The sequence below is a fragment of the Mesorhizobium sp. M1A.F.Ca.IN.020.04.1.1 genome (genome assembly GCF_003997315.1).
Taxonomy (GTDB): domain Bacteria; phylum Pseudomonadota; class Alphaproteobacteria; order Rhizobiales; family Rhizobiaceae; genus Mesorhizobium.
The window spans coordinates 1-5,417 of record NZ_RZSN01000262.1 but is presented as its reverse complement, the minus strand read 5'-3'; the positions used below and the strand labels follow the sequence as shown (position 1 = coordinate 5,417).

Below are 5,417 nucleotides of genomic sequence, written 5' to 3'. Positions count from 1 at the left end.
CCTTGTCGGCAAGCGCCTTCTCGAGGATCTGCTGCTGCCTGGTGATGACCGGCAGGCCGGTCTTCTGGTAGCCGATGTTGAACTGCTTTAGGCCCTCGGCGGCGGCGCCGGAGGACGTGGCGCCGAGGGCGACGGTCGCCGCCAGCAGGCCGAGGCCGAAAACGCGTCTTGTCAGGCTGAACATGATCCCTCTCCATCGCTGCGGATCGGCGTGGGGAACTCCCGCGCCGGTTTGAAGATGGATCAAGGCTAGGTATCTCTATAAACTGTAGAGGAAAGGGTTTGCGAGTTGTGGCCGCAATCCGGAATTGTTTTCTGCGGCAACCGGCTTTCGTCATCCTAGGGTCTCCGCGACGTCGCTTCGCTCCTGCTCCGCCCTAGGATGACGAAGGTACGGTGACCAAACCGGCACCTCACTGCGACCAGTACTGCCATGCCCAATAGAAACTCTCGTCGCGCGGCGGCAGCCGGTCGCGCTCGGCGTCGAGCCGGCCCGGCGGTCTGGGCGGCTCATCGAGTGGCCGGCTCTTCCAGGCAAGCAGCCAGTTGCCGACCTGGGCGAACAGCACGGCGGTGGAATGGGTCATCATCATTCCTCCAATCACTCCCGTCCCGCCCACGGAACGAGCCCGCGCTCGATCCTGCGGATGATGAATTCCAGCACGAAGGCGATGGCCGCGATCACCAGTATGCCCATCACAACGACGTCGGTGACGAGGAACTGGGCGGCCGACTGGATCATGAAGCCGAGCCCGCGCGTCGCCGCCACCAGTTCGGCGGCGACCAGCGTCGACCAGCCGGCGCCGAGCGCGATACGCAGGCCGGTGAGGATCGCGGGCAGCGCGCTGGGCAGGATGACGTGGCGGACGAGCTGGGCCCGCGTCGCGCCGAGCGAGCGTGCCGCGTTGATGCGTTCCTGCGAGACGCCGCGCACGCCGGACGCCGCCGACAGCGCCACCGGCGCCAGCATTGCGATGGTGATCACCAGGATCTTCGACGGCTCGCCGATGCCGAACCAGATGACGATCAGCGGCAGATAGGCGAGCGGCGGGATTGGCCGCAGGAACTCGAGCAGCGGATCGAAGATGCCGCGTCCGACCTTGCTGATGCCGATGGCAATGCCGACCGGAACGCCGACCAGCAGCGCCGCGACCAATGCTGCGAACACGCGGCCGAGGCTGGCGGCGATGTGCTGGACGAGCGTCGCGTCGACGAAACCGTCGCGGGCGACCGAGAGGAACTTCGCCCACACCGCGGCGGGCGAGGGAAGGAAGACCGCCGGCACCAGCTGCAGCCGGGTCGACAGCGCCCATGCCGCCAGCACGGCCAGGATCGTCACCGCGCTGACCGCGCGCGCCGAGACCCCGCGCCGCTTCGGTCGCGACGGCGACCATGGCACGGAGAGCGAGTCGGTCTCGTCGGCCTTGGTGGCCGGCCGTTCGGTGTAGGAGGTCACGCTCACGCTGCTTCTCCCTCGAAGATCGCGTCGGTCAGGTCCGCGCGGGCCGCGGCAAAGGCCGGGTCCGCCTTGATGGTGCGGATGGCCTCGCCTGCCGCGTAGCGCCGGCTGAAGCCGGTCTCGAATGTGCGCACGATGCGCCCCGGCCCGGGCGCCAGCACGACGATGCGGGTTGCAAGCACCAGCGCTTCCTCGATGCCGTGCGTGACCATCAGCACGCCGACCCGGGCCGCCGCCCAGAGATCGAGCAGCGTCGTCTGCATGCGCTCGCGCGTCAGCGCGTCGAGCGCGCCGAGCGGCTCGTCCAGCAGCAGGAACTGAGGCTCGGCGGCGAGCGCGCGCGCCAGGCCGACGCGCTGGCGCATGCCGCCGGACAGTTCCCAGATGTGCTTGTCGCCGGCATTGTCGAGCTTGACCAGCTTCAGCAGCTCGTCGGCGCGCCGTGCTCTTTCGTCAGGGCGCACGCCGCGCAGCCGCAGCGCGAAGGCGACATTTTCCCGCGCCGTCAGCCAGGGGAACAGCGCATCGTTCTGGAACACGACGGCGCGGTCCGGGCCGGGCGCGGTAATCGGCCTGCCGGCGATCGAGGCCGCGCCGCGCACCGGCTCGACCAGGCCGGCGGCGACATTGAGCAGCGAGGTCTTGCCGCAGCCGGAACGGCCGACCAGCACCACGAAATCGCCCTTGGCGATGTCGAGCGAGACGCGCTCGATGGCGGGTGCCGGCTGGCCCTCATAGTGGACCGAGACCTTGTCGAGCACGAGATGCGACATTGGCTGCTCCAGAAGATTGAGAATCCGCCTGCCCCGGAACCGATCCTCGTCGACGGTTTCGGGGCAGGCAGCACGCGGCGTCAGGGAAGAGGACGCGCGTCTGGTACGGCGCATCCCGGAACCGGAGGCCGGCTCCGGGCTCATGCCTCAGTTCGAGGCCTGCGCCTCGCTGACATATTTCGACGACACATATTTCGAGTAGTCGGGCAGCACGGCGTCGATCTTGCCCTGCTCCTTGAGGAAGGCCGAGGCCGCCTCGATCGCCTTGACGGTGCCGCCGCCGAGGAATTTGTCGGAAGCCTGCTCTGCGAGCGTCGGGAAGACATAGCCCTTGAGCAGCTGCGGCACCTCTTCCACCTTGGCGCCGGTGATCTTGGCGATCTTGGCGGCTTCCGGCGACGACACCGACCACGCCTCGGGCTTGGCGAGGAATTGGGCATAGGCATCGCCCGTCACCTTGACGAAGTCGCGCACGGCTTCCGGATGCTTGTCGGCGAAATCGGTGCGCACGATCCAGGCGTCGAAGGTCGGCGCGCCCCAGGCGGCGACCTGCGAGGAATCGAGCACCACCTTGCCGGTCGTCTTGATCTGGCCGAGCGCCGGATCCCAGACATAGGCCGCGTCGATGTCGCCGCGCGCGAAGGCGGCGGCGATCTCCGGCGGTCTGAGATTGAGGATCTCGACCGACTTCGGATCGACGTTCTCATGCTTGAGCGCCGCGAGCAGGCTGTAATGTGTGGTCGAGACGAACGGCACCGCCACCTTCTTGCCGGCGAGGTCGGCGATCTTCTCGACGCCGGCGCCGTTGCGGGCGACCAGCGCCTCCGATTCGCCGATCAGGCCGACGATGAAGATGGTCTGGATCGGCAGCTCGCGGCTGGCGGCGGCCGCCAGCGGGCTCGACCCGACATAGCCGATATCGACCGAGCCGGAAGCGATCGCCGCGATCACGTCGGCGCCGGAATCGAACTTGCGCCAGTCGATCGCAGCCTTGGTCGCCTTCTCATAGGCGCCGTCGGCCTGCGCCACTTTCGAAGGCTCGACCACCGTCTGGTAGCCGATGGTGATCTTGAGGTCGTCGGCCTGCGCCGGGCCGAGGAAGGCAGCGCCGGCGAGCGCGGCCGACGACAGCAGGACGATGCGTCGTGAAATGGTTGACATGAAAGGGCTCCAAAAAAGCTCGAGAAACTGGATTGCCATTTCATAGTCAGCTCATTCTATGGGGTTTGTGGAGTTAATTTCTTTCACGGATGCCGGGTTGGGAGGAAAAAAGCTACTGGCGATGAGCGGATGGGGCGCATAGGCCGGCTAGGAGGAAGCCGCCGCCTTGACCGTCGCTGCAGCTGATACCCGGACAGAGATTGGCCGAAGCCTCACACCGCTGGCGAACAAGAAATCCGCCGGGCACGTCATTCGGGTAAATCCATGCCCCAAACACCAACTGAATTGGAACCTCATTCCCTCCCCCCGCCGATAACTCCAATATCCTTATCGACATTAGGGAGTTGAGAACCATGAGCGACCGGACCTCTCATGCTCACCCAATCGCTGGCAGCGCGGCCGTCCAGCTCTCGGTCATCTCCGACGGCGCGGCGTGAAATCGCCGCAGCCGCCTGAAAACGAAGCAAAATCAACAGCTCTGGCTTGTATATCATGTCACTAGAATTTATGTGTCATGTATGCTTGGACGCAGTTGAAAGGCGCGTCCGGCATTCGATGGTCGATGGCCGCCGGCCGTCGCATGACAGAGAATCGTTCGGTCCATGCTCACGAAAAAAGGCAAGTACGGTCTCAAGGCGCTCGTCCATCTGGCGCAGTTGCCGGCCGGGCAGCTTGCCTTCGTCGGCGATATCGCCGCCAACAATGCCATCCCGAAGAAATTCCTCGACGCCATTCTCGGCGAGTTGCGCAATGCCGGCTTCGTCCAGAGCCGCAAGGGCAAGGAAGGTGGCTACCGCCTGGCGCGGCCGGCCGACGAGCTCAAGGTCGGCCATGTCGTGCGCGTCCTCGACGGGCCGCTTGCCCCTATCCCTTGCGCCAGCCGCACCCAGTATCAGCACTGTGAAGACTGCAACGAGGCGACATGCCAAGTCCGTCATCTGATGCTGGAGGTCCGGCAGGCGATCGCCGAGGTGCTCGACCAGCGCAGCCTCGCCGAGATGCGCGACATCGCCGTCGACGACCTGCCGGTCGCCGAGAAAATCCAGGCCTGAACCGGCCAAAGCTATCGGTGCGCGCATGAGCACCGGGCGCGTGAACTCGATCATCATCGTCGGCGGCGGCGCCAGCGGCGTCGTGCTTGCCGCGCATCTCTTGAAATCGCCGAACCCCGACCTGCGCGTGACGCTGATCGAGAAGCGGCCGCATTTCGGCCAGGGCATGGCCTATTCGACGCTGCTTTCCGCCCATGTGCTTAATGTCAACGCCTCCGGCATGAGCGCCTATGCCGACGATCCGGGCAATTTCGCGCGCTGGGTGCTGGAGCGCGGCCTCGCCAGGCCGGATCAGGGACCGTTCTACGCGCCGCGCAGCCTCTATGCCCGCTATCTCAAGGAACTGCTCGACGAACTGGAGGCGCGCGAGCGCGAGACCGGGCGCCTGCGCCTGATCCGCGAGGAGAGCCTGTCGATCTCGCCGACCGCGTCCGGGGTCGAGGTGGCGCTCGCCAACGGCACCAGCGTGGTCGCCCATCTCGCCGTGCTTGCCACCGGCCATGACGAGCAGCCGGGCGCCGGCCAGGGCCACGCGATCCGGATGGGAACCGAGGCCGACACCGCCCTCGACCCGGATGCCCGCGTGCTGGTGCTGGGTACGGGCCTGAGCATGGTCGATGCCTTCCTGTCGCTGGAGCAGCGCGGCCATCGCGGCGAGATCGTCGCGGTGTCGCGGCGCGGCCTGCTGCCCTCGCCGCACCGCAAGGGCAATCCGATCAAGCTCGACGTCGCCGACATCCCGCTCGGCACCCAGCTTTCCTATTTCGTCGGCTGGTTCCGCGACCTGATCCGCGAGAACCAGAAGGCCGGCATCGACTGGCGCGACGTCGTCGACGGGCTGCGCCCCTTCAACCAGAAGATCTGGCAGAACTGGCCGTCCTCGGCCAAGCGCCGTTTCGTCGAGCACACCAAGGCCTGGTGGGACATCCACCGGCATCGCCTGGCGCCGGAGGTCCACGCCCGCGTCACCGA

General features: G+C 66.5%; 6 protein-coding genes and 1 pseudogene. 2 read left to right on the top strand and 5 right to left on the bottom strand.

Annotated elements, in window-relative coordinates; translation table 11 throughout:
• The 5 genes and pseudogenes from EOA49_RS29890 to tauA all read right to left on the bottom strand — a co-directional run.
• A pseudogene (locus EOA49_RS29890) lies at positions 1 to 184 on the bottom strand (sulfonate ABC transporter substrate-binding protein); the annotation flags it as partial.
• A gap of 229 nt (positions 185 to 413) precedes the next feature.
• Complete coding sequence (locus tag EOA49_RS29885) at positions 414 to 587, bottom strand: hypothetical protein (RefSeq protein WP_127242204.1); 174 nt, start codon at positions 585 to 587, stop codon at positions 414 to 416.
• A 14-nt stretch (positions 588 to 601) separates the two neighbouring features.
• Positions 602 to 1,462, bottom strand: coding sequence for an ABC transporter permease subunit (locus EOA49_RS29880; protein WP_127243525.1), 861 nt, complete (start codon positions 1,460 to 1,462; stop codon positions 602 to 604).
• Positions 1,459 to 2,232: a taurine ABC transporter ATP-binding protein gene (locus tag EOA49_RS29875; RefSeq protein WP_164749324.1), complete on the bottom strand. Its 774-nt coding sequence runs from the start codon at positions 2,230 to 2,232 to the stop codon at positions 1,459 to 1,461. The genes EOA49_RS29880 and EOA49_RS29875 overlap by 4 nt, the downstream gene beginning before the upstream one ends.
• A gap of 147 nt (positions 2,233 to 2,379) precedes the next feature.
• A complete protein-coding gene (gene tauA, locus EOA49_RS29870) occupies positions 2,380 to 3,393 on the bottom strand; it encodes a taurine ABC transporter substrate-binding protein (protein WP_127242285.1) in 1,014 nt (337 codons plus the stop codon).
• Positions 3,394 to 3,995: 602 nt separating this feature from the next.
• Here tauA and EOA49_RS29865 point away from each other — a divergent pair.
• Both EOA49_RS29865 and EOA49_RS29860 read left to right on the top strand, forming a co-directional pair.
• Entirely contained in the window at positions 3,996 to 4,445 is a 450-nt protein-coding gene (locus EOA49_RS29865) for an Rrf2 family transcriptional regulator (protein ID WP_127242304.1), read from the top strand.
• 25 nt (positions 4,446 to 4,470) lie between these two features.
• Positions 4,471 to 5,417: FAD-dependent oxidoreductase (locus EOA49_RS29860; protein ID WP_127243524.1), on the top strand; the 947-nt coding region annotated here is incomplete at its 3' end.